At 55.5% G+C, this 22,434-nt stretch carries 17 protein-coding genes and 1 pseudogene; 8 read left to right on the top strand and 10 right to left on the bottom strand.

Annotated features, from left to right (window positions below; genetic code table 11):
* The first annotated feature begins 270 nt into the window (after positions 1-270).
* Positions 271-939 (top strand): ribose-5-phosphate isomerase RpiA, encoded by a 669-nt coding sequence (gene rpiA / locus A7P97_RS05310; protein WP_067530687.1) that lies wholly within the window; start codon positions 271-273, stop codon positions 937-939.
* A 439-nt stretch (positions 940-1,378) separates the two neighbouring features.
* On the opposite strand, the gene queA is transcribed toward rpiA, so the two are convergent.
* A complete protein-coding gene (gene queA, locus A7P97_RS05305) occupies positions 1,379-2,410 on the bottom strand; it encodes a tRNA preQ1(34) S-adenosylmethionine ribosyltransferase-isomerase QueA (protein ID WP_067530686.1) in 1,032 nt (343 codons plus the stop codon).
* Between the two features lie 272 nt (positions 2,411-2,682).
* Here queA and A7P97_RS05300 point away from each other — a divergent pair, with 272 nt between their 5' ends.
* Positions 2,683-4,839: an AsmA family protein gene (locus A7P97_RS05300; protein WP_067530685.1), complete on the top strand. Its 2,157-nt coding sequence runs from the start codon at positions 2,683-2,685 to the stop codon at positions 4,837-4,839.
* Positions 4,840-5,083: 244 nt separating this feature from the next.
* Here A7P97_RS05300 and bfr (A7P97_RS05295) read toward each other — a convergent pair whose 3' ends face one another.
* From bfr (A7P97_RS05295) to tldD, 3 genes are all read right to left on the bottom strand, one after another.
* Entirely contained in the window at positions 5,084-5,557 is a 474-nt protein-coding gene (bfr, locus tag A7P97_RS05295; protein ID WP_067530684.1) for a bacterioferritin, read from the bottom strand.
* 17 nt (positions 5,558-5,574) lie between these two features.
* On the bottom strand, positions 5,575-6,039 hold the full coding sequence (bfr, locus tag A7P97_RS05290) for a bacterioferritin (protein ID WP_067530683.1): 465 nt from the start codon (positions 6,037-6,039) through the stop codon (positions 5,575-5,577).
* 558 nt (positions 6,040-6,597) lie between these two features.
* On the bottom strand, positions 6,598-8,016 hold the full coding sequence (tldD, locus tag A7P97_RS05285; RefSeq protein ID WP_369799523.1) for a metalloprotease TldD: 1,419 nt from the start codon (positions 8,014-8,016) through the stop codon (positions 6,598-6,600).
* Between the two features lie 483 nt (positions 8,017-8,499).
* Here tldD and fabI point away from each other — a divergent pair, with 483 nt between their 5' ends.
* From fabI to ribD, 5 genes are all read left to right on the top strand, one after another.
* On the top strand, positions 8,500-9,288 hold the full coding sequence (gene fabI, locus A7P97_RS05280; RefSeq protein ID WP_067530681.1) for an enoyl-ACP reductase FabI: 789 nt from the start codon (positions 8,500-8,502) through the stop codon (positions 9,286-9,288).
* Between the two features lie 167 nt (positions 9,289-9,455).
* Positions 9,456-11,084, top strand: a complete 1,629-nt coding sequence (locus A7P97_RS05275; RefSeq protein WP_067530680.1) for a YdgA family protein — start codon at positions 9,456-9,458, stop codon at positions 11,082-11,084.
* A gap of 66 nt (positions 11,085-11,150) precedes the next feature.
* Entirely contained in the window at positions 11,151-11,612 is a 462-nt protein-coding gene (locus A7P97_RS09710; protein ID WP_197474173.1) for a hypothetical protein, read from the top strand.
* A gap of 39 nt (positions 11,613-11,651) precedes the next feature.
* Positions 11,652-12,683: a Holliday junction branch migration DNA helicase RuvB gene (gene ruvB / locus A7P97_RS05270; RefSeq protein WP_067530679.1), complete on the top strand. Its 1,032-nt coding sequence runs from the start codon at positions 11,652-11,654 to the stop codon at positions 12,681-12,683.
* Positions 12,684-12,820: 137 nt separating this feature from the next.
* Positions 12,821-13,912, top strand: coding sequence for a bifunctional diaminohydroxyphosphoribosylaminopyrimidine deaminase/5-amino-6-(5-phosphoribosylamino)uracil reductase RibD (gene ribD / locus A7P97_RS05265; RefSeq protein WP_067530678.1), 1,092 nt, complete (start codon positions 12,821-12,823; stop codon positions 13,910-13,912).
* A gap of 309 nt (positions 13,913-14,221) precedes the next feature.
* Here ribD and A7P97_RS05260 read toward each other — a convergent pair whose 3' ends face one another.
* The 3 genes from A7P97_RS05260 to A7P97_RS05250 form a co-directional block, all read right to left on the bottom strand.
* On the bottom strand, positions 14,222-15,010 hold the full coding sequence (locus A7P97_RS05260; protein WP_067530677.1) for a molybdopterin-binding protein: 789 nt from the start codon (positions 15,008-15,010) through the stop codon (positions 14,222-14,224).
* A 140-nt stretch (positions 15,011-15,150) separates the two neighbouring features.
* A complete protein-coding gene (locus A7P97_RS05255; RefSeq protein WP_067530676.1) occupies positions 15,151-15,561 on the bottom strand; it encodes a hypothetical protein in 411 nt (136 codons plus the stop codon).
* 217 nt (positions 15,562-15,778) lie between these two features.
* Entirely contained in the window at positions 15,779-16,426 is a 648-nt protein-coding gene (locus A7P97_RS05250) for an HAD family hydrolase (protein WP_067530675.1), read from the bottom strand.
* A gap of 332 nt (positions 16,427-16,758) precedes the next feature.
* Here A7P97_RS05250 and lolA point away from each other — a divergent pair, with 332 nt between their 5' ends.
* Positions 16,759-17,376 carry an outer membrane lipoprotein chaperone LolA gene (gene lolA / locus A7P97_RS05245; protein WP_125080221.1) on the top strand — a complete coding sequence of 206 codons (618 nt, stop codon included), beginning with the start codon at positions 16,759-16,761 and terminating at the stop codon, positions 17,374-17,376.
* An 84-nt stretch (positions 17,377-17,460) separates the two neighbouring features.
* Here the strand turns inward: lolA and polA are convergent, their stop codons facing one another.
* The 3 genes and pseudogenes from polA to A7P97_RS05230 form a co-directional block, all read right to left on the bottom strand.
* Positions 17,461-20,247, bottom strand: a complete 2,787-nt coding sequence (gene polA, locus A7P97_RS05240) for a DNA polymerase I (protein WP_067530674.1) — start codon at positions 20,245-20,247, stop codon at positions 17,461-17,463.
* A gap of 283 nt (positions 20,248-20,530) precedes the next feature.
* A complete protein-coding gene (locus tag A7P97_RS05235; protein WP_067530673.1) occupies positions 20,531-21,277 on the bottom strand; it encodes a hypothetical protein in 747 nt (248 codons plus the stop codon).
* A gap of 280 nt (positions 21,278-21,557) precedes the next feature.
* Positions 21,558-22,433: pseudogene (locus tag A7P97_RS05230) on the bottom strand (cytochrome bc complex cytochrome b subunit); the annotation flags it as partial.
* Position 22,434: the final 1 nt, after the last annotated feature.

Genomic DNA, 22,434 nt, shown 5'->3' with positions numbered 1-22,434 from the left:
GCGAAGCTACATAACTCTGTAGGATAGATCAACTGCATCCCGGATATTCTGCTTACTGCTGCCGCCAAACCTGTTGCGAATGGTTGGGAAATCAGCCAAGATTTGCCGATGGGGCACAGTCTTAACGCAGCTGTAAGGGTAGGGTGGCTGCTTATTCGATGCCGCTTTGCCCTGATTGAAACTTAATCCACTATGAACCCCTGCCGCATAGTAGAATAAGGCTACCTGAAACGAAGCTAAGCTTGTCAATCCCGCTAACAGGAGAATCCTATGTCCGCTCAAGACCAACTCAAATGCACCGCCGCCCAAAAAGCCCTCGAATTCGTGCCTGAAAACGCCTATATCGGCATCGGCACCGGCAGCACCGTCAATTTCTTCATAGAAGAGTTGGCCAATAGCGGCATCCGCATTAAAGGTGCTGTTTCCACCTCCAAAGCCACCAGCGAGCTCTTGAAACAACACGGCATTCCCGAAATATCGCTCACCGAAGCCACCGAGCTGCCCGTGTATATCGACGGCGCCGACGAAGTCAACCACAGCCTGCAAATGATTAAAGGTGGCGGCGGCGCACTCTTGGCCGAAAAAATCGTGGCCAGCGCCGCCGAAAAATTCGTCTGCATCGTAGACGAGAGCAAATACGTTTCCCGGCTGGGCAAATTCCCGCTGCCGATCGAAATCATCCCCGCCGCCCGCTCGCTGGTATCGCGCCAGCTGCTCAAATACGGCGGCAGCCCGCAGTTGCGCTTGAATTTCACCACCGACAGCGGCCACAAAATCATAGATGTGCACAATATGCCGATCAATGAGCCGCTCAAACTGGAAGACGAACTCAACCGCATCCCCGGCATTGTCGAAAATGGCCTGTTCGCCCGCCATCCCGCCCACGTGCTGATTATCGGCCGTGCAGAAGGTGCGGAAGTGATCAAAATCGGCGGCTGATTGTAGCCGTTTGGCCTGGTCGTGCGGCACAGGCTACTTGAACATGGCAGCCTGCAGTTTGGAGTGCAAACCTATTCCTTGGCCGAGATAAATGCCCGCACTCCATTGGATATTTCCATATTTCAGGTAGCCTTAAGCGTTCATCAGGCTACCTGAAAACATAAAACTTAAGCGGCGAGATTGTGTATTTGTAGCCAGTTTTATCCGTTGTTTAAACATGAAAAGTTCTACTTAATTAAAATGAATAATATTAAAGTTCACATAATATATATTATGTGAAATTATTATGTTGGTATATAGCTTCGGTATTTGTTTATTGCTTTGGTCGTCCATAAATGCGTTGAACAGGCCGATCGTGGCCAAATGATACTTTGGAAATGGGGCAACCATTTCTGGATATTGCGCTGAGCCGGAGCCGGCAGGCAAGACGTTTCAATTTTTAGGAAACTTCTGCTCGGGTGAGCAGCATGGCATCGCCGTAGCTAAAAAAGCGGTATTGTTGCTCGATGGCGTGGCGGTAGGCGGCGCGGATGTGTTCCACGCCAGAAAATGCGCTTACCAGCATCAGCAGGGTGGATTTAGGTAGATGGAAGTTGGTAATCAAACCGTCGGCTACCTGAAAACGGTAGCCCGGGGTGATGAAAATATCGGTATCGCCCTCGCCTGCTTGCAGGCAGCCGTTTTGGGCGGCGGCTTCCAGGCTGCGCATGGAGGTGGTGCCGACCGCCCATACGCGCTTGCTGGTTGCTTTGGTTTCCGCAATGGCTGCTACGGTTTTAGCGGGGATGCTGTACCACTCTTTGTGCATTTTGTGTTCGGCAATATTTTCGCTGCGCACGGGCTGGAAGGTGCCGGCGCCCACATGCAGGGTTACTTCGGCACGGCGGATGCCTTTTGCTTGCAGCCCTGCCAACAATTCGGGGGTGAAGTGCAGGCCAGCGGTGGGTGCGGCAACGGCGCCTTGGTGTTTGGCGTAAACGGTTTGGTAGCGTTCGTCGTCGGCTGCATCGGCGGCACGCTCGATATAGGGCGGCAGTGGCAGGCGGCCGGTTTGTTCGAGGATTTGGTATACGTTGAGGCTACCTGAAAACCGAAGCTTAAAAAGCTCGCCTTCGCGTTCTTCCATTTGCGCCTGAATGCTGCCGTCAAATTCTAACAAGCTGCCGGGCTTGGGCGACTTGGAGGAACGGATGTGCGCCAGGGCACAGTGTTCGTCCAATACACGTTCAATCAAAGCTTCAATACGCCCGCCGCTGGCTTTATGCCCGAACAGGCGGGCTTTCATCACTCTGGTGTTGTTGAAAACGAGCAGATCGCCGACTTCGAGCAGGTTGGGCAGCTCGGCAAACAGGCGGTCGCATAGGGATCGGTCGGGGCGGGCATCGAGCAGTCGGCTGCTGCCGCGCTGTTCGGGCGGCTGCTGGGCAATAAGGTGTTCGGGCAGGTGAAAATCGAAATCGGCAAGCTGCATGGCGCAGTAGGCAGTCGGAGAAAAGCGGGCATTATATAACCTTTTTGCTTGGGTGTTGGGGTTTGCATTTTCAGGTAGCCTCATACTGGCAAAGGCTACCTGAAAAATCGGCAAGAGTTTTAAACCAATATTTTTAAATCGCCTTTCTCGCCCTGCCCTGTTTTGCTCCTCCTTCATTCTTCGCCACCTCTGAAAAAATCGGCTAAAACCCTTGCCAGACGGGCATAAAGCAGCTACCTTTCGTTTGATTTCCTATTGCGTACGGTATTTCGATGAGCAAACAGCTGTATTCCGGCAAAATTTGGAGCAAACTCTGGCTGAAAGCGCTGCTTTTCGGCCTGGTTTTGTTGGTATTGTGGCTGGGTGCATCATTCGGTTTGAGCCGATTGCTCAGTGAAGCCCGCATCCGCCAAACCGCCAGCCAAATGCTTGCCGCACAAGGCCAGCAGCTGAATTTTGATGGCCGTCAAATCGAACGCGGCTGGTTTCCCTATCCTTATGTGGTGCTGCACCAAGTGGGATTGAGCCGCACGCAGGAAAACGGCCAAACGCTGAATGCCGAGGCCGTGCAGCTTTCATTTAGTTGGTCGGCTTTGTGGGGCGATGTGTCTATCCACAGTCTGCACCTGCAACGCGCCAGTGTCAGCGCGCGTCGGCTGGAAAGCGGGCAATGGGAAGTGGCTGGGTTCACTGCTAACCAAGCAGCAAGCAGCACCCTGCCCCGCCATATCGAACTTGATGATTGTTCCCTGCGCCTGCAATACGGCGAACAAAAACAAACCCTGCGCCAAGTATCCGGCTTTATCGATCGTGCCGACGAAAACTTTAGCCTCTCTGCCAGCCTGTTTACCCCGCAGGAATACCGGATAGAAGCTTCCGGCGCTTATAGCGGCAGCCACTTTGAACAACTCCAAGCCAATCTTGCCGGCTTCCTACCCAATGGCCAGCCCTTTACCGCCGCCTGGCAAGGCAATGCCGACTATACCGCCGAGCAAAGCCGGCTCAATACCAAAGATGGCCGGCTCAGTATCCAAGTTCCTGCCTGGTCGCTCAATATTGATGGCAATACCCGCAACTGGCAATTCTCCCCCGACAGCGTCGTTTTGCCTGAAACCCACATTGTCTTCAACATCGATGCTGACAACAACCAACCCTCGGCTGAAACCGTGCGACATAGCGGCAGTGGCAGCATCAGCAAAGTTTCCTATCAAAACCGCACTTTATCAATCGCTGGTTTCCAACTCAGCGGTGCAGTGGAATACGAGCAAGGCAGCAGCGGCTACAGCGCCAACGGTCGTCTCCAATCCCAGCCTGGGCATTTTCAAATCGACAATCTTTATCTCAGTACCCGTCACAATGCCGCCCCCGGCAGCATGCCATATCTCTCCGGTCAATGGCATGGCCAAGCCGCCGGCAATAACCAAAACTGGAAAGCAGAGCTGCGAGGCAGCCTTGATAACAACGAAGGCTACCTGAAAATTTCCGGTAGCCTCAACGAGCAAGGCCACAACATCGAAGCGGCTCTCAATCTGAGTAAACTTTCACTCAGCAGCTATTTCGAAACCAAACGCTCTGCCATTGCCGCCGAAAACACTGCAGCCCCTTTGTGGCTGCAATACTGGCCGCGCGCCCTGCACCACCGCCAAATTCGGCTTACCCTCGATATCGGCATGCTTGAAGGCTCCGGCCTGCAAATCCAAAATTTCCACAGCACCCTGCACCTAGACGCTGAAAAACTTGAAGCCCAAACCATCAAAATGCAGATGTACGATGGCAATGCCGAAGGCAGTGCCGTGTTGCACCACGGCAGCCGTCCCAAATGGGAAGCCGCCATCCGGTTCAACAACATCCAAATCAAACCCCTGCTGCAAGATGCCTTTCGTTTCAACCACCTCAGCGGGCGCGGTAACGCATCCTTCCGCCTTGGTGCAGAAGGCCTCAACCGCAGCGAATGGCACACCACCCTTGCCGGGCAAGGCAGAATCGTGCTCGATAACGGTGCTTGGCAAGGCATCAACCTTGGCAAACTCCTCAATAAGCCCGACAACCTGCCCGCCCAAAACCTGATCCGCTACAACGCCGAAAGCAGCACCCCCTTCCGTCATTTCAGCATAGAAGCCAGCGTGGAAAACGGTATTGGCACCACCCCCGGCCTCAGCCTGCAAAGCGACAGCCTCAACCTCAGCGGCCAAGGCAGCTTCGACATTCGAGCCACCACTCTCAACTACGCCGTGCTCGCCAGCGTTGGCCAAGATCTCTGGCTGCCGTTAAAAATCAACGGCAGCATCAGCCGCCCCAACTTTGCCCTCGACTACCAACGCATCACTGGCAATCTGCAAAGCCCCGAACAAAAACAACGCGCCTTGCAAGATGTACTGCAACAGCAATGGCAGTGGATACAGAAACTGCCAGAGAACCAACAGCCATAGCTGTGCCACCTTGCTTCCAGATTTGCTTGTCTTTTCTTAGTAACAAGTTTCAGGTAGCTTAAACCGGCCAAACAAAGGCTACCTGAAAGCGGAAGCCTTGACGAAGTTAAAACTTGCAGTGTAATTTTTCAGGTAGCCTGCTACTTGAATCAGATTGATTCCACAAAAAACAGCCTGTTGCTGAAGCGTACAGGCTGTTGCTATTTGGAAAGGGTTTTGCCTAGTTTGGCAGTGGCTTGGTGTTTTAATCCTCTTGCGCCCCGAGTTGCAGGTAGTTTTGCAAACCCAAACTTTCCATCAGGTCGAGCTGGGTTTCCAGCCAGTCGAGACGTTCTTCGTTTTCGTCTTTCTGTTTTTCCAACAGCTGACGGGAAACGTAGTCCTGCTTTTCTTCACATACGGCAATGGCTTCCACCAGTGCCTGGTGTTTGTCTTGCTCTTTTTGCCGGTCGCATTGGATGATTTCTTCGGTGTTTTCGCCAATCAGCAGTTTGTCGAGTTCTTGCAGGTTGGGCAGACCTTCCAGCAGGAGGATACGTTCAATCAGGGCATCGGCTGCTTTCATATCGGTGATGGATTGTTTGTGGAAATAACTGCCCAGCTCTTCCAAACCCCAGTTTTTCAGAATGCGGGCATGCAGGAAATACTGATTGATGGTGATAAGCAGGATGCCTAGGTTTTTATTGAGCTGGCGGATAACTTCGCGATCGCCTTTCATACGTTTTCCTTTCCGTATTACAGCTGGCTTTGCAGGTAGTTCTGCTCGCCGAGCAGGTTGATGAGGCGCAGCTGCTGTTCGAGCCAGTGGGCGTGATCTTCTTCGGTGTCTTTGAGCTGGTTGATCATTAAATCACGGGTTACATAGTCTTGTTTTTCTTCGCATAATTTAATGCCGCGTTTGAGGTTTTCGCGCACTTCGTGTTCGGTATCCAAATCGAATTGCAGCATTTCGCGCACGTTGCGGCCGATGCGCACGGGAGCGGGCACCATCTGCGGAGTGCCGCCGATCATGAGGATACGGCGGATGAAATCGGCAGCGTGCTCGGTTTCGTCTTCCATTTCATGGCCGATACGGGCGAAGAGCTTGGTGTATCCCCATTCGTCGTACATGCGGGAGTGGATGAAATATTGGTCGCGGGCGGCGAGCTCACCGGCCAAGAGTTGGTTCATGTAGTCGATAACTTCTTTGTTGCCTTGCATTGTTTTACTCCTGTGGATAAATGGAATGATGCGTGTAATGGCAGCGGTAATATATGCTGTCGTTTCAACCTAGTGGATTATACGCAGCTTGTTGCAAAAATTCTCATATTGCGCTTATTAATGCGAATAATTATCCTGAAAAGTAAGCGATTCCCTTTCGGCATGTGGTATGAAATTTCAGAAAAATAAAATGGTTAAGCAGATTAGCTTAATCAGCTGAATTTGCCAATGATTATCAGTGGGCAGAATATTTACTTTTCTTTGCATTATATGGTGTGTTTTTTAGGAATCCTATTAGAAACATTATCTTGCGTATGATAACTATTGCCATTTCATTAAGCAGCCAGCCATTTGCTTATCTTGCCTTCTGTATCGGCAAAGGCTACCTGAAAATGGGTTCCCATGAGGAAAATGGTTTTCAGGCAGCCTTTTGGTTTTGAAGCTTGGTTTAATCAGCCATACTGCAACATATCTTTATACCAAGCGATGATGCGCCAACAATACAAAAGCAAGATGCAACAAAGGCTACTGAAACCCTTTTTCAAGTAGCCTTTTCCGTCAAGCCGTTTCGCTGCCGCCTACAGTTAAGCCGGCATCAATGCGCAGAGTAGGCTGCCCCACGCCCACGGGCACGCTCTGGCCTTCTTTGCCGCACACGCCGATGCCGCTATCGAGCGCCATATCGTTGCCGATCATGCTCACGTGTTTGAGCACTTCCGGCCCGCTGCCGATGATGGTGGCGCCTTTCACGGGGTATTGCAGCTTGCCGTTTTCCACCCACCACGCTTCGGAGGCGCTGAATACGAAGTTGCCGCTGGTAATGTCCACCTGCCCGCCGCCAAAGTTCACGGCATACAGGCCTTTTTCGATTGAGGCGATGATTTCTTCCGGCTCGCGGTTGCCATTTTGCATGAAAGTGTTGGTCATGCGCGGCATCGGTGCGGCGGCGTAGCTTTCGCGGCGGCCGTTACCGGTTACTGCCATGCCCATCAGCCGGGCGTTGGTTTCGTCTTGCAGGTAGCCGGCCAGGATACCGTCTTCAATCAGCACGGTTTGTCGGGTGGCGTTGCCTTCGTCGTCCAGATTGAGCGAGCCGCGCCGCAGCTCGATATTGCCTTGGTCCACCACGGTTACGCCTTTGGCTGCCACGCGTTCGCCCAAACGGCCGGCAAACGCGCTGGTGCCTTTGCGGTTGAAATCGCCTTCCAGCCCGTGCCCCACGGCTTCGTGCAGCAGCACGCCCGGCCAACCGCTGCCGAGCACCACGGTCATGCTGCCGGCAGGCGCAGGGCGTGATTCTAGGTTGACCAAAGCCTGTTTTACCGCCGCCCCCACATAACTGCGCAGCCGCCCTTCGCTGAAATAATCCAGCCCGTGCCGCCCGCCGCCGCCGAAGCTGCCCACTTCGCGCCGCTCGCCCTGCTTGGCCACCACGGTGATGCTCAGGCGCACCAGCGGGCGGATATCGGCGGCGGTGATGCCGTCCAACCGCGCCAGATAGATTAAATCGTGTTCGCAAGTCAGCCCTGCCATCACTTGCACAATCCGCGGGTCGGCAGTTTTGGCCAACTGCTCCACACGGTTGAGCAGCGCCACTTTGGCAGCTGAATCTAAGCTGGGAATCGGGTTATCCGGCGTGTAGAGTGTAACCTGCTGGCGGTTGGCTGAATCAGTCAGCTTAATCTGCCGTTCCTGCCCCGCTGCGCCGATGGTGCGTACCGCTTCTGCCGCCTGCCGCAACACGGCCGGGCTTAGGCTGTCGGCATAGGCAAACGCTGTTTTCTCGCCCGACACCGCCCGCACGCCCACGCCTTGATCAATCTGAAAACTGCCGGATTTCACCATGCCCTCTTCCAAGTGCCAGCTCTCATAAGCGGTGCGCTGGCAGTAGATGTCAGCATAGTCCACTTGGTGGGTGGAAATGGCAGATAAGGCGCGGGCGATTTCGTCTGTGCCCAGTTGGTTGGCATGCAGCATTTGTTTGGAAACGGTGGAGTGCACTGTGTTCATGGCATTTAAAGATTTGAAAGCGAAAGTCGGGCGGCATTATATAACGGTTGGGCAGCAGCTCGTATTTTGTCTGTTGGCAGAATTGCGAAAATAAATCACATTTTATGAGTATCGATAAAAATATTTCCTATCTAAATATTATTGGTAACAATTATCGCTTATGTATAATAGCCATGCCCCTCCTCATGGGGCATGGCTAAAGCAAGCTATATCTACCCAATTCTACAGGAGTGCGCCTAGCGAAACCAATTGTTTAACATCCCAATATTCAAAACCGAAAAGTTGAAGCCCGCTGCCAAAAACAGCGGGTTTCGGCTGTTCGCAACTCTTGCAAAACAGCTTCGGATTTACTCTGCCAACCTAAATTAAGCTATAATACCCCGATTTTGAGTGCAGGCTACCTGAAAATCAAGCAGCCTGTACAGACAATTTCCCCTGAGGACAAGAAAAATGGGCTTTTTGCAAGGCAAAAAAATCCTGATTACTGGCATGATTTCCGAGCGTTCTATTGCCTACGGCATCGCCAAAGCCTGTCGCGAACAGGGCGCCGAACTGGCGTTTACCTATGTGGTGGACAAGCTGGAAGAGCGTGTGCGCAAAATGGCGGCCGATTTCGGCTCCGATTTGGTATTCCGCTGCGACGTGCAGAACGACACCGAAATCGAACAAGTATTTGCTGGCCTGGGCAAAAAATGGGACGGCCTCGACGGCTTGGTGCACGCTATCGCCTTCTCGCCCAAAGAGGCCCTCAGCGGCGACTTCTTAGACAGCATCAGCCGTGAATCCTTTGAAATTTCACACGACGTTTCCGCCTACAGCCTGCCCGCGCTGGCCAAAGCCGCCCGCCCGATGATGCGCAACCGCAACAGCGCCATCCTCGCGCTCACTTATCTGGGCGCCGTGCGTGCGATTCCCAACTACAACGTAATGGGCATGGCCAAAGCCAGCTTGGAAGCCGCTATCCGCTTCACTGCCGCCTGCCTCGGCCCCGAAGGCATCCGCTGCAACGGCATTTCCGCCGGCCCGATTAAAACCCTGGCTGCCGCCGGCATTGCTGATTTCGGCCGCCTGCTCAGCCACGTGGCTTCGCAAAACCCGCTGCGCCGCAACGTAACCATCGAAGAAGTAGGCAATACTGCTGCTTTCCTGCTCTCTGACCTCTCCTCCGGCATCACCGGCGAAATCACCTATGTGGACGGCGGCTACAGCATCAACGCCCTAAGCGGCACTGGTGCCTAATTTTCCGCCCGATTTAGCCCGTTAAGGGCATACAGGCTGCCTGAAAACAATTTTAACGAAAGTAAAAATCCGTTTTCAGGCAGCCTCTTGCTTGCCCAGCATCAAGACAGTGCCCCGTTTTGGTGTTATCCTTGCGCTTTCCTAATATCACGCATTTTGGTTGTTGTATGAAAAAACTCCTTTGGCTGTTCTCCGGCCTCGTCCTGCTGCTGGCCGCTCTGCTTCTCGGCGCGCCCTACTATCTTGGCATCAAAGCCGAACAAAGCCTGAACAAACAGCATGAAATCCTAAGCCACACATCCTTCTTGCAAGTCGAATCCCGCCGCTACGAGCGCGGCTGGTTCAGTTCGCATGAAACCACCGTGGTGCGCTTCAAACCCACCTTCCTGGCTCAGCTGCAAGACAAACTGCCCGACAACATCAAAACCATCCTCACCCAGTCCATCACGCTGGAGAGCAACATCAAACACAGCCTGTTTGCCGACGGCGGCATGCCCGTGCGCGCCGTGGTAGACACCGAATTCGTTTTCCAACCCGAAAGCCGCGAAATACTGCAACGCTTCTTCGGCAGCCAAGCCCCCGCCAGCCTGCGCAATGTGATCCAACTCAACGGCAACGGCCGCCTCACTTGGCAGGTGCCCGCCTTCAAATACCAAGAGCTCTCCGGCATCGCCATTAATTGGCAAGGCCTCGAAGGCAGCACCGACTACGCCAAATACTTCACCGAATACCAAAGCAGTCTGAACAACCCCGGCCTTACCATCACCCTGGCTGATAAAGGCAGTATTTCCTATAAAAACCTCCAGCTGCACACCGAAACCCGCGAAGGCAGCCACAACCTTGCCTTGGGCAGCAGCAAGCTCTCCCTCAGTCAAGTAGAAGTGGAGTGGAAAGACAGCATCAACTACGACATTCGTCTCAACGATGTACTGAACATGGTGTCCGACCTGCAAATCGGCAGCTTCATCAACCCCTACGGCCAAGTACCGCCCGCCAAAATCACCCTCAACGACCTGCAAATCGAAACCCGCATGGATCAAGACGGCCGCTGGGTGAACACCGAAGGCAAATTCGGCTTCGCCAAGCTCAACTACGGCAGCGACAACTATGGCCCGCTGGCCATCCACGTGAGTGCCGAACACCTCGATGCCGAAAGCCTTGCCGCCCTCAAAACCCGCCGCGACCAGCTCGTCACCCAGCGCCTCAGCGACGAGCAAATGCGCGAAGCCCTGCTCGCCAGCCTGCGCAACGAAGCCGCCGGCCTTTTCACCAACGATCCCGTTATCCGGCTCAAACAGTTCGACCTCACCACCCCGCAAGGCATGATAAGCGGCAACGGCGAACTCAAATTCAGCAACCTCACTACCGCTGATTTGAACGACATCAATAAAATGCTCGCCCAAACCGATGCTGATTTCCACATTGTCGTACCGCAGCAAGTGATCGAGCGGCTCACCGTCGCCCAAGCTAAAAACTACATCAGTGTCGATCCCTCCCTGCCCGATGCCGACCACGAAATCAAAGAAGCCGTGCGCCTGTGGCTCGACAGCGTGCTCGAAAGCATGGCACGGCAAGGCTACCTGAAAATCGATGGCAACCAAATCGTGAGCACCCACATCGTCGTGCGCAACAAAACCTTTAGCATGAACGGCAAGCGCATCGAATCGCAGGCCGATGAAAACCTGTTGCCCGACAGCTCCCTGCCCGCCGATTCCAGTACCCCGGCCACGCCGGCATCTGCGCCTGCCACCGCCTCAGCCGCTTCCGCCCCGCCGAAGGGTGCATCTGCCCCCTAGCCCAGCAACAGAAGGCTGCTATTTCAGGTAGCCTTCTGATTATTTTCCAAACAAGCACCGCACAAAATGAGCCAATCCCCCTACCCATCCGCCACCTATCCTGAAAAAGTGGGTATTTACCCTGCCCACTGCCATTCCGGCAGTGGCTATTTCTACGATGACGTGCTCGAATACCGCGTATGGTGCCATCCCGAGCGCGGCGTCCCCGATTTATATGAAGGCGACGACTACTTCCATGCTTTCGCCACCATGCCGAAGCCCTCGCCTTTGCCCGGCAACAACCCGGCAGCGAAGCTCCGCTCGTCCTCGTCCGCCAGCAAGAATATGTCGACGAGCCCCAGCCCGGCACCTTCATCCGCCGTACCGGCGAAATGGAATGCATCACCGAATGGCTGCCGGAATGGCTGGAAAACAGTTAACGCCGGCCCGGATCAATCGAAGCCTTCCTCGCCCAACAGGCTACCTGAAAGTGATATTTTGGCGAAGCCAAGGCAGAGCTTTTGCGGAGCTAAAACAAAACCGCAATGAAATTAAACCACTAAGGCCATCTGAAACCCATTCCCCATCATGCTCCACACCGATTCCCTCACCGCCGCCGAACCCGAACGCCTCATCACCGCCCGCCAGATTTCCAGCCAGGAAGAGCAGCTCGAACGCGCCCTGCGCCCCAAAACCCTCGCCGACTACATTGGCCAGGCCAAAACCAAAGAGCAGCTCGGCATCTTCATCCAAGCCGCCAAAAAGCGCGGCGAAGCCCTCGACCATACCCTCCTGTTCGGCCCGCCCGGCCTGGGCAAAACCACCCTCGCCCACATCATCGCCAAAGAGCTCGGCGTCAACCTGCGCCAAACCAGCGGCCCCGTGCTCGAGCGCGCCGGCGACCTCGCCGCCCTGCTCACCAACCTCGAGCCGCACGACGTACTCTTCATCGACGAAATCCACCGCCTCAGCCCCGTGGTGGAAGAAATCCTCTATCCCGCCCTCGAAGACTACCAGCTCGACATCATGATCGGCGAAGGCCCCGCCGCCCGCAGCGTGAAAATCGACCTGCCCCCCTTTACCCTCGTCGGCGCCACTACCCGTGCCGGTATGCTCACCAACCCCCTGCGCGACCGCTTCGGCATCGTCTCCCGCCTCGAGTTTTACAGCAGCGCCGACCTCGCCACCATTGTTTCCCGCTCCGCCACCCTGCTGCAAATGAGCTTGGCCGACAACGGCGCACTCGAAATCGCCCGCCGCAGCCGCGGCACCCCGCGCATCGCCAACCGTCTGCTGCGCCGCGTGCGCGACTACGCCGAAGTGAAAAGCAACGGCTGCGTGGATGCCGCCCTGGCCGATGCCGCCCTGCAAATGCTCGATGTGGACAACGAAGGCCTCGACATGATGGACCGCAAATTCCTCGAAGCCGTGCTGCACAAATTTGCCGGCGGCCCCGTCGGCTTGGACAACATCGCCGCCGCCATCGGCGAAAGCCCCGACACCATCGAAGACGTGATCGAACCATATCTCATCCAGCAAGGCTTCCTCCAGCGCACCCCGCGCGGCCGCGTGGCTACCGAACGCAGCTACAGCCACTTCGGCCTGCCGTTTCAGCCGTGAGGCTACCTGAAACCATCGGCATCTTTTTAGCTTCGCAGAAACTCCGCTTCGCTTCGTTTTCAGGTAGCCTTTCTGGCCGTTTAAAGGCTACCTGAAAACCTTATTTACCCCGTTTCCCTATCCGCCCCTTACTCAAAATGCCCCAATTCTCCCCCGCCGACCACGCCCTGATGCAGCAAGCCCTTGCCCTTGCCCGGCAAGGCCGTTTTTCCACTTCGCCCAACCCGCGCGTCGGCTGTGTGATTGCGCAGGGTGGGCAGATTGTCGGCCAAGGTTTCCACCTCAAGGCCGGCGAGCCGCATGCCGAAGTGCACGCCCTGCGCCAGGCCGGCAGCGCCGCGCAAGGCGCCACCGCCTACGTTACCCTCGAGCCCTGTGCCCACCACGGCCGCACCCCGCCCTGCGCCGAAGCCCTGATCCGCGCCAGAGTGCGCCGCGTGGTGGCCGCCATGCAAGACCCCAACCCCCTGGTGGCGGGCAAAGGGCTGGCTATGCTTGAAGCCGCCGGTATTCAGGTAGCCTGCGGTCTGATGGAACGCGAAGCACGGCAGCTCAACCGCGGCTTCCTTTCCCGCATCGAACGCGGCCGCCCATTTGTGAAGCTGAAAACCGCCGCCAGCCTCGACGGCAAAACCGCGCTTGCCAACGGCCAAAGTCAATGGATTACCGGCGAAGCGGCGCGGCACGACGTGCAAATCCAGCGTGCCGAAAGCTGCGCCGTGCTCACCGGCATCGGCACCGCTCTGGCCGACAACCCGCGCCTAACCGTGCGCGACTTCCCCACCCTGCGCCCCCCGCTGCGCGTGCTGCTTGACAGCCGCCTGCGCCTGCCTGCCGGCAGCCATCTGCTCGATGGCAGTGCTCCCACGCTCATCTATACCTTGTCCAACAGCCCCGCGCCCGCCGCCGCCGAAATCTGCCGTTTGAAAGCTGACGCCCAAGGCCGGCTCAGCCTGAATGCTGTGCTGGCCGATTTGGCTGGGCGCGGCATCGGCGAGCTGATGTTGGAAGCCGGAGCCACACTGGGCAGCGCATTTTTGGCGCAGGATTTGGTGGACGAAATCGTCTGCTATCAAGCGCCCAAACTGCTCGGCGGCACGCAATCGTCCACCTTGTTCAGGCTACCTGAAAACCCTGCCGCTCTCAGCTGTGAGTCCAATTGGCACACCATAAGCGTCGAGCAGCTGGGTGACGACATCAAATGGGTGCTGCAAAATTGGCGGGGTTGAAATGCCCGCATGTTTGCCGCCATTTGTTGCCATAAGATTTCCTCGCCGGCGTAGTTAAGGAAGAAAATAGCTTCAGGTAGCCTTTATGTTGCCGCTCCTGTAAGCCAGGGCCTCGAATCCGACATTCCGATTGACAGCGTGGTTAGGGTATATGTATGAAATAATTATTGTTTCACGCAAAGCAATGAGCCGCAGACAGTACAGCTAGTACAACAAGGCGAGATAAAGCAGTATGAAGTGCTTTAGTTATAAAAAATTCCAGGTAGCCTCAATCATGCTGAAGGCTACTTGAAACCGATTTCTTTCTGTTTACACGTCTTCTGGCGCCAGCTCAATCTGTGTGGCGCCCTGCTTTTTCAAGCTGGCTTCGGCTGTCTGCCAAGCTGCATCCAGCCGGCTACAAGCTTCCCCTTCGGCTTTGAGGCCGAACAGCAGGCAGTAGCGCTGCTGGGTGGTGGGGGTGGCAGGCAGGCTGAAGCTGCGGATGCCGGGGTAGTGCTGTTCGATGTCGGCCATCAGGGCGCTGATACGGGATTCGGGCAAATCGATCCAGGCGCTGACGCTGCGGCGTTCGGTTTGGTGTTGGAGATGGGCGTAGTATTCGTCGAGTACCCAAGCTGCCATGGGCTGTGCCATTACGGGGAAGCCGGGCAGGAAGTAGTGTTCGCGGATAGAAAAGCCGGCGATGCTGTTGTAGGGATTGGGAATCAGGCCGCTGCCTTGGGGAAATTCGGCCATGCGCAGGCGGATTTGGTGGCCGTGGCTGTCGAGGCTGTTGCCGTGTTTGAGGGATACGGTTTCGATGTTGGCGGCAGCCTGCGGGTGCAGTATCAGCGATAAGCCAAGGGCTTCGGCAGCAGCTTGGCGGGTGTGGTCGTCAGGCGTGCTGCCGATGCCGCCAGTAACAAAGGTGGGCAGGCTTTCGGCAAAGCTTTGGCGCAGGCGGTGTACCAGGATTTGGCGGTTGTCGGGAAGGTATTGCACGGAGTCGAGCAGCAGGCCGCGCTCTTTGAGCAGCTGTTTGAAAAAGGCAAAGTGTTTGTCTTGGCGGCTGCCATGCAGGATTTCGTCGCCGATGATGATAAGGGAAAAGGACATGAGCTTTCCTTAGGAAGGAAGGCTACCTGAAACTGTGATCGATGCTTTCAGGTAGACTCTATGCAAATAACAGGCTAGCTGAAAACTGGATTGCTGCTTGAGCGTCTCCGAAACCTGCACTTTCAGGTAGATTTTTCTGCTTAATAGCTGATTCCCGGCATCGGGCAATACTGGAGGATGGGCGCAGGGCGGGTGGGGTGCACTTTGCCTTCGGCTCGCGGCAGGATTTCCACTACAGCCACATCGCAGCTGTTCCCGCCGCGCGAATACTGTATTTCGTAATTCTTGCCAGCCTGCGGGGTGAGGCTGCTGGCGGTGTAACAGCGGTGTACCTGGCTGGTGGTTTTACTGGGAAACGCGCCATCGAGCACCAGCGGTTTGCCAGCGGGCACCACAAATTCTTTATACGACTCGCGGAACACCACGCCGGTATCGGCATTCACGGTGTTGCTGCGCTGAGTAGCAGGCATGCCCACCGAAAGGTTGCGGATGCGGTGCGGCAGGGCACCAGTAAATCTGGTGTGGCGGCGTCGGCCTTGTTTTCTGCCCATTGTTCGCAGCTGCTGTTCGGGATCATGTGCACTACATCGTGGCCGTAAATGCGTAGTTGAGCCTGGTCTTGTGCGTTATACAGCTCTTCGCGGTGCATGATTTACGATTTCTGCGACATAAAGCAGCCACTCAAGGCCAGTGTGGCGCAGATAGGCAGCAATAAGCTGATTTTTTTCATTAAGATGTTCTCCATTAGGTAAAGGTTAAGCTACTCGGCTATAGCAAATCCAAAATCTGCCCGGGCGCATCCAGCCGTGCATCGGCCGGCCATTCGTGCACCGGGTCACTCTCGGCAATGTAGCCCCAGTTGGCCAAGGCAGTGGCCATCCCGGCGTTTTTGCCCGCCACCATATCGCGTTCGGCATCGCCCACATACAGGCAGCGCTCAGGTGCAATGCCGATTTGCCGACAGGCGTGGTGCATCGGCAGCGTGCTGGGTTTGGACTCGGCGCAGGTGTCGCCGCTCACCACCACGGCAGGCGGGGCGATAAAGCCCAGCTCGGGCACGAGCAGGCTGGTGAAACGGTGCGGCTTGTTGGTGATGATACCCCAGGCAATGCGGCGGCGGGCGAGCTGCTCGAGCATGGGGTTGATGCCTTCAAACAACACGGTTTCATCGCAAAAGCCGTGTTCGTATTCGGCCAGGTATTCCTGCCGCCAGCGCGAGTGGTCGGGGTGGCTTTTTTCAATGCCCGTGCCCAGCTTAATCAGATAGTTGGCACCATGGCTGGCCACTGGCCGGATTTGCGCCATCGGTACGGCGGGTAGGCCGTTTCTGGCCAAGAGGCGGTTGAGCGCGCCGCCCAAATCCAGCGCAGTGTCGGCCAATGTGCCGTCTAAATCGAATAATACAGCTTGAATCATAAGGTTCTCCAAAGAAGGCGGATGAGGCTACCTGAAAAGTATAGTGAATTAAAATGAGGATGCTACCGCGTTGGCTCGCCTTACCGTGCTATCTGTATTGTCTGCGGCTCGCTGCATCTACCGCAACCTTTTCCGCCGCTTACCGCAGCCGTGAATTATAGCGTAGGAATAAAATCCGGTTAAAAATTCGCCACCCTATTTTGCCTAATGCCTTGCCGCAGCGGAAAAATTCCTTTGCCCTGCTATCTTCACAATTCCTACCGCCCTGCCCCGCCACGCCCAAGCTGGTACAATGCGCCGTATTCCGTTTTGATTCGCACAAAGGAAAAATGATGAAAAACCAAACCTTCCGCCTTGTTGCCGCAGCCGTTTTGGTAATAGCCATCGGCAGCGCCCAGGCCGGCGGCATCGAAGCCCTGCAAAAATTCAACGCCGACACCGACGGCATCAGCGGCAGCTTCAGCCAAAGCGTGCAAAGCCGTAACAAAACCCGCAACGCCCAAGGCCGCTTCAGCATCCTGCGTCCCGGCCTCTTCAAATGGGAATATACCAGCCCCTACAAACAAACCATCGTAGGCGACGGCAGCCACATTTGGCTCTACGACATTGATTTGGCGCAAATCACCAAAACCGCGCAAAACCAAGCCATCGGCGACAGCCCCGCCGCCATCCTCTCCAATAAAGACGCCCTCTCCGCCAGCTACACCCTGAAAGAAGACGGCTCCGCCGGCGGCATCGACTACGTATTGGCCACGCCAAAGCATTCCAACGCCGGCTACCAATACCTCCGCCTTGGCTTCAAAGGTGACGATCTGGCCGAAATGCGCTTAAAAGACAGCTTTGGCAACCAAACCACTATCAAATTCAACAATCTGAATACCAGATCCAACCTCTCCCGCAGCCAATTCCGTTTTACCCCGCCGCAGGGTGTGGATGTGCTGACGCAGTAAGAGCAGTTTAGTACTTGAGATGAAAGGCTACCTGAAAATTTCAGGTAGCCTTTTTGTGTTAATCAATAAATGTAACTAACCTTTTTAATGTGCCTCTTCCCAATTCATTCCCACGCCTACCTCAGCCACCAGTGGCACTTTCAACATCCCTTCGTCCACTTTCGCCATAATCTGCGGCAGTTTTTCTTTGACTGAATCCAGTTCGGCTTCGGGTACCTCCAGTACCAATTCGTCATGCACCTGCATGATCAGTTTGCTTTTCAGGCTACCTGAAACCAGCCAGCGGGACACGTCTATCATGGCGCGTTTGATGAGGTCGGAGGCGGTGCCTTGCATGGGGGCGTTGATGGCGGCGCGTTCGGCTCCGGCGCGGGCGTTGGCGTTTTTGTTGCGGATGTCGGGCAGGTAGAGGCGGCGGCCGAACAGGGTTTCGACGAAGCCTTGGGCGGCGGCTTGTTCTTTGGTGCGCTGCATGTATTCGGCGACGCCGGGGTAGCGGGCGAAGTAGCGGTCGATGAAGGTTTTGGCGGACAGGTTGTCTATGCCCAGCGATTTGGCGAGGCCGTATTGGCCCATGCCGTAAATGAGACCGAAGTTGATGGTTTTGGCGTAGCGGCGTTGTTCGGACGAGACGTTTTCGGGGGCGGTGCCGAATACTTCGGCGGCGGTGCGGCGGTGTACGTCTTCGCCGTTTTGGAACGCGGCGATGAGGGTTTTGTCGCCGGAGAGGTGCGCCATGATGCGCAGCTCGATTTGGGAATAGTCGGCGGAAACGATGACGCTGCCTTGCGGTGCGGTGAAGGCGCGGCGCACGCGGCGGCCTTCGGCGGTGCGGATGGGGATGTTTTGCAGGTTGGGGTTGTTGCTGGCGAGGCGGCCGGTGATGGCGACGGCTTGGGCGTAGGTGGTATGCACGCGGCCGTCTTTGGGGGAAATCATTTCGGGCAGTTTGTCGGTGTAGGTGGATTTGAGTTTCGCCAGGCTGCGGTTTTGCAGGATGATTTTGGGCAAGGGGTAGTCGGGTGCGAGCTGTTCGAGCACGGCTTCGTTGGTGGAGATGCCGCCTTTGGCAGTCTTTTTCAGGCCTTTGGTGGGGATGCCCATTTTGTCGAACAGGATTTCTTGAAGCTGTTTGGGCGAGTTGAGGTTGAACGGCTGTCCGGCGGCGGTGTAGGCCTGTTCTTCGAGTTTTACCAGTTCCGAGCCGAGTTCCGCGCTTTGGCGGGCGAGTTCGGTGCGGTCGATTTGCACGCCGTTGCGTTCCATTTCAAACAATACCTGCGCGACGGGCAGCTCCATTTGTTCATACATTTCAAGCTGTTTGGCGTCCATCTGCGCGCGCAGGTGCGCTTCGAGGCGCAGGGCGAAATCTGCGTCTTGGGCGGCGTATTCGGTTGCCTGCTCAATGGCGACGTCGGCAAAACCGATTTGTTTCGCGCCTTTGCCGCACAGCGATTCGTAGGTAATGGTTTCCAAGTCCAGCCAGCGTTCGGACAATTCGTCCAATCCGTGTCCGAGATGACTCTCGATGATGTAGGAAGCGAGCATGGCGTCGCCGGCAATGCCGTTCAGGGCGATGCCGTAGTTGGCGAAAACGTGTTGGTCGTATTTGAGGTTTTGCCCGATTTTTTTCAGGGCGGGGTTTTCCAAATGCGGTTTCAGACGGCCTAATACGTATTGTAAATCAAGCTGTTCGGGTGCAGCAGTCAGGCTGTGTCCTACAGGGATGTAAACCGCTTCTCCTGCTTGGAACGCGATGCTGATGCCAACCAACGAGGCATTCATCGCGTCTAGGGACGTAGTTTCCGTATCAATGCCGATTTTGTCCGTCTGCGACAGTTTGTCCAACAAGGCGGCAAACTGCGCTTCGGTGGTAACGGATTGATAATCCAGCTTTTCTGGGGCGGGGACATGTTCTATGATTTTTTCAGACGACGTTTCCATGTCCAACGCTGCCTGTTCGCCTATCGTATCGCTGCCGAACAAATCGCCGTCCGCCGCTTCGTGCATACGGCTTTCCGCTTCTTTCAGCCAAGTGCGGAAGCCCCAGCGTTTGAAATCGACCGCAAGCTGCGACCATTTCGGCGAAGTGCGGCGCAGGCTTTCGAGGCCGTCTGAAAGCTCGGCGTACAAGTCCACATCGGTTTTAATCGTCACCAAATCATACGACAGCGGCAGTTGGGGCAGCGCGGCTTGTAGGTTTTCGCCGACCTTACCCTTGATTTCCGCAGCGTGCTCCATCACACCAGCCAGCGAGCCGTAGGCTTCCAGCCACTTCACCGCCGTTTTCGGGCCGCATTTTTCCACGCCCGGCACGTTGTCCACCTTGTCACCCATCAGCGCGAGATAATCGCGGATTTGATCGGGGCGCACGCCGAATTTTTCCTTTACGCCTTCAATGTCCAGCTTTTCGCCGCTCATCGTGTTCACCAGCGTTACACGCTCGTTCACCAGCTGCGCCATATCCTTATCGCCGGTGGATACCACCACATTCCAACCTGCTTCGCCGGCCATCGCCGCCAGCGTGCCGATAACGTCGTCCGCTTCCACTTGCGGAATCACCAGCACCGGCCAGCCCATCAACCGCACCAAATCCGGCAAGGCTTCCGCCTGCGGGCGCAAATCGTCCGGCATCGGCGGGCGTGTCGCCTTGTAGTCGGGGAACATCTCGTGGCGGAAATTCTTGCCCTTCGCATCAAACACCACCGCGCAATAATCGTGCACATAATCCGCCCGCAGCCGGCGCAACATATTCAACACGCCATAAAGCGCACCCGTCGGCGCACCGTCAGGCGCAGACAACTGCGCCATCGCGTGATAAGCGCGGTAAAGATAAGAAGAGCCGTCAACGAGGAGGAGGGTTTTGCACATTTGGGCAACCGTTTATGTGAAATGAAAACAGCGGGATTATAACGCACAATAAGCAGGCTACCTGAAAGTAAGCCAAAACCGGACGGCAGATTGCAGCTAGCCTTTGGCAGGAGGATGGATGACGGATTTGCTTTTATTCAGAAGATGCTTTTTATTGGCAAGCAAAGTGGCCATGCTGCCCTACTGTAAGCTCAAGGTTGGTTGCAAGCGGTGCAGCAGTAAAGCTCAAACAACGTGAATTGCTATATGGCTCAAATTGCTCGGCCGGTTTTTCAGGTAGCCTTCAAGCCAGCCAGTCGTAGCATTGCTCCCAAAGCAGGGTTTCTTCCGGTTTTTCGCGGCCGGCCAGCAAGGCTTGCTTAGAGGCTCGGCGAAAGGTGGCGCGGGTGTGCGTGGCGGCGAACCAGACGGAAAGTTTGGTGACTAGATGCTCACGATGCGGGCGATGGTCGGGGAGATAACAGGCTTTATCCCAGTCCGGTTCGTTTGCACCATAGGGTATGGTCAGATACAGGCCGATAAATTCGCGCAGGGCGTTGGTTTCAGAAGCAGACTGTGTCCACAGAGCGAGCAGCTTGTCGGTTACGTCTAGGCCCGCAAAGTGGAACATGGCCAGCCATGCGGACAGACAGCCTTCGTAGCGCGAAGCGGCAATTTGGTGTGCAAACCAAGCGGCAGCGAAGCAGTGCAGCCAGCGGATTTCATCTTCCGGCCAGCATTCGGGCAGGTTGCAGCGCAATTTGTCGAGCAGCATTTCATCGGTGGGGTGCACATCTTCGTCGTTTACCAAGGCCTGCAAAATGCGTGGCGGGAAATGCTTCATATCGCGCGCGGTGGCGGCTTCGTCTGCCAGCGGCACGCTGCCCAGATAGCCGACCAGGTTGTTGGCAGGAATCTCGCGTAATCGGTAGCGCAGCAGTTCGCGTTGGCAGTCTTTAGGCGTGCAGCATTCGCAGGTGCAGATATTGAGAGGGAAGCGGACTGTATAGGGAGCAAACAGCCGGTAGGCTTCTTCGATGAGGTCTTGCATTCGGTGGCTCTTTGATTGGGGTTCAGGTAGCCTGAATCGGTTTGAGGCTACCTAAAAATATAGCTGCTGTGATTTGAAGTATTCAGTATATCAGGCGCTTTGTTAGATACCAGCATCCGGCCTGCGGCTTGCTTTCTTTGTTGGTGGTTTATGGTTTCAGGTAGCCTCTTTCCCCAAAAAACACAAGCTGTTTCCAAGCTGTGTTTCTTGCTGAGGTATGCTTAGTGCACGTTTTTCCAGTATTCCTTTATTCCTTCTTCAGGAAGTAGGCCAGCGGCAGTATGATGGCGAACAGGAACAGCACCAGCAAGGTTTTGAAGGTGGTGTTACGGTAGCGCACAGACTTTACCGGCGAGCGGTTGAGCCAGACAGGCGGGCAATCAGAATCACTGCCGCGCCCATGCCGGTTACACCTCACATCTACGTGCCAGGAAACGAGGGAACGGCGCGCAAGATGGCGTAGAACGAGGTGAAATACCATACCGGGGCGATGTGCTCCGGAGGTTTCAGTGAGGTGGCCACGTTGAAGTTGGGCGCTTCGAGGAAGCGGTCGCTTTCAGGAGCGAAGAACATGATGGAGTAGAACACAATCAGGAACCAAAATATCTTTTACATGGTGTAATACGAATGGAAGGAGAAGCTGTTGAGCGGGATGCCGTTTTCGTCTTTCAGCTTTTTGATTTACACTTGATTGCCACGCCGTCTGGGTTGTTGGAGCCCACTTCGTGCAGCACAATCAAATGCGCCATCACCAAACCGACCAGCACCAGCGGCACGGCCATCACGTGCAGGGCATAAGAAGCGGTTGAGCGTAACGTCGGAAACGTTAAAGTCGCCGCGAATCCAAGTGGACAAATCAGGGCCGATTACGGGAATGGCACCGAACAGGTTGATGATTACCTGCGTGCCCCCAAACGACATCTGAAAGGCTTCCGCCGTCAGGGCGAGGAAAATCAGCGCGCTACACACCCACACGAGCTCGCGCGGTTTTTTGAACGAGCCGTAAATCAGGCCGCGGAATATAGCAGATACACCACGATGAAGAACAACGAAGTGCCGGGGAGTACATATAGCGGATAATCCAGCCGTCAGACACATCTCGTATGATGTATTCCGCCGCAGTAAGTGTGGCGGGCAGATAGTATTGGTTTAGGTTA

The sequence above is a fragment of the Eikenella sp. NML070372 genome, assembly GCF_001648415.1.
Classification (GTDB): domain Bacteria; phylum Pseudomonadota; class Gammaproteobacteria; order Burkholderiales; family Neisseriaceae; genus Eikenella; species Eikenella exigua.
The sequence above is the reverse complement of the archived record's forward strand: the minus strand, read 5'-3'. Positions and strand labels throughout refer to the sequence as shown.

Coding starts and splice junctions, on each gene's coding strand:
- rpiA (WP_067530687.1), top strand. CDS start 271: ATGTCCGCTCAAGACCAACTCAAATGCACCGCCGCCCAAAAAGCCCTC.
- queA (WP_067530686.1), bottom strand. CDS start 2,410: ATGCAGCTTGCCGATTTCGATTTTCACCTGCCCGAACACCTTATTGCC.
- A7P97_RS05300 (WP_067530685.1), top strand. CDS start 2,683: ATGAGCAAACAGCTGTATTCCGGCAAAATTTGGAGCAAACTCTGGCTG.
- bfr (WP_067530684.1), bottom strand. CDS start 5,557: ATGAAAGGCGATCGCGAAGTTATCCGCCAGCTCAATAAAAACCTAGGC.
- bfr (WP_067530683.1), bottom strand. CDS start 6,039: ATGCAAGGCAACAAAGAAGTTATCGACTACATGAACCAACTCTTGGCC.
- tldD (WP_369799523.1), bottom strand. CDS start 8,016: ATGCTGCATGCCAACCAACTGGGCACAGACGAAATCGCCCGCGCCTTA.
- fabI (WP_067530681.1), top strand. CDS start 8,500: ATGGGCTTTTTGCAAGGCAAAAAAATCCTGATTACTGGCATGATTTCC.
- A7P97_RS05275 (WP_067530680.1), top strand. CDS start 9,456: ATGAAAAAACTCCTTTGGCTGTTCTCCGGCCTCGTCCTGCTGCTGGCC.
- A7P97_RS09710 (WP_197474173.1), top strand. CDS start 11,151: ATGAGCCAATCCCCCTACCCATCCGCCACCTATCCTGAAAAAGTGGGT.
- ruvB (WP_067530679.1), top strand. CDS start 11,652: ATGCTCCACACCGATTCCCTCACCGCCGCCGAACCCGAACGCCTCATC.
- ribD (WP_067530678.1), top strand. CDS start 12,821: ATGCCCCAATTCTCCCCCGCCGACCACGCCCTGATGCAGCAAGCCCTT.
- A7P97_RS05260 (WP_067530677.1), bottom strand. CDS start 15,010: ATGTCCTTTTCCCTTATCATCATCGGCGACGAAATCCTGCATGGCAGC.
- A7P97_RS05255 (WP_067530676.1), bottom strand. CDS start 15,561: ATGGGCAGAAAACAAGGCCGACGCCGCCACACCAGATTTACTGGTGCC.
- A7P97_RS05250 (WP_067530675.1), bottom strand. CDS start 16,426: ATGATTCAAGCTGTATTATTCGATTTAGACGGCACATTGGCCGACACT.
- lolA (WP_125080221.1), top strand. CDS start 16,759: ATGAAAAACCAAACCTTCCGCCTTGTTGCCGCAGCCGTTTTGGTAATA.
- polA (WP_067530674.1), bottom strand. CDS start 20,247: ATGTGCAAAACCCTCCTCCTCGTTGACGGCTCTTCTTATCTTTACCGC.
- A7P97_RS05235 (WP_067530673.1), bottom strand. CDS start 21,277: ATGCAAGACCTCATCGAAGAAGCCTACCGGCTGTTTGCTCCCTATACA.